Origin of the sequence: Nesiotobacter zosterae, assembly GCF_033843645.1 — a bacterium.
Lineage (GTDB): Bacteria > Pseudomonadota > Alphaproteobacteria > Rhizobiales > Stappiaceae > Pseudovibrio > Pseudovibrio zosterae.
The window spans coordinates 1-1086 of record NZ_JAWXVZ010000028.1 but is presented as its reverse complement, the minus strand read 5'-3'; the positions used below and the strand labels follow the sequence as shown (position 1 = coordinate 1086).

1 protein-coding gene is annotated in these 1086 nt (G+C 57.8%); it reads right to left on the bottom strand.

The features are described 5' to 3' along the window. A partial coding sequence (locus Q3Y58_RS19460) for a glycerol dehydrogenase (protein ID WP_319623431.1) occupies positions 1-941 on the bottom strand: 941 nt, incomplete at its 3' end. Positions 942-1086: the final 145 nt, after the last annotated feature.

Below are 1086 nucleotides of genomic sequence, written 5' to 3'. Positions count from 1 at the left end.
ACGCCCATGTCGAACAGGTTGGTCGGCAGCCCAACAGAGCGGCAGAACTCAATCACGGTGCGGATTTCTTCCAGCGGAGCGTTTTCAAGAAGCAGCTGTGTCAACGTGCCAAAGGCAACCTTTTCACCATGGTAGAGGTGGTGACACTCTTCCAGCTTGGTCAAGCCGTTGTGGATCGCGTGCGCGCCTGCAAGACCGGAGCTTTCAAAGCCAAGACCTGACAGCAGCGTGTTGGCTTCAATGATGTTCTCAACCGCCTTGTCGGTCAGGTTGTTGTCAACGGCGATCTTCGCCTTCAGGCCATCCCGCAACAGGGTTTCATAGCACAGCTTGGCAAGGGTCTGCGCGGCCAGTGTTGGCGCGCCGCCTGCCATGGTGGCCTTGCCGGAAAGACCGTTGGCACGGGCTTCGAAGTACGTGGAAAGCGCATCCCCAATACCCGCCACCAGAAGCCGCGAAGGCGCACCAGCGATGATCTTGGTGTCCATGATCACCATGTTCGGGTTGGACGGGAACAGAAGGTATTCGGAGAACTCGCCTTCCGGCGTGTAGATCACAGCCAGCGCCGAAGTTGGCGCGTCGGTGGAGGCGATTGTCGGCACAACAACCACAGGCACCTTGGTGTAGAACGCAACAGCCTTGGCCGTATCAAGGGTCTTGCCGCCGCCAATGCCGACGATCACGTCCGCTTCTGCGGCCTTGGCTGCTTCAATCACGCGCTCGATCTCGGCGCGCGAGCACTCGCCGTTGAACTGTTCCATGGTCAGCGTGGCTTCGGCCTGCGCAAAGCTGGTGGCAACCGTGTCGCCAACAAGGCCGGTCACAAACGCATCGGCAATCGCAAGGGGACGCACGCCAAGGGGCTTAACGTAGTCACCGATCTTGGCCAGGGTGCCGGCACCTTGAACGTACTTGCTTGGAGAGATGATGATTTTATCCATTGCACATTCTCTTGTTTGATACCGCCCAGAAGGGCAGCAAGAAGTTTTCATTGGCAGGCCGGTCCTCCCAAACTGGGCCGCCACCTGCTGTCCAATCTCACAACAACAACTATGGAGGACCAAAACACCACAAAAAATACGGGAA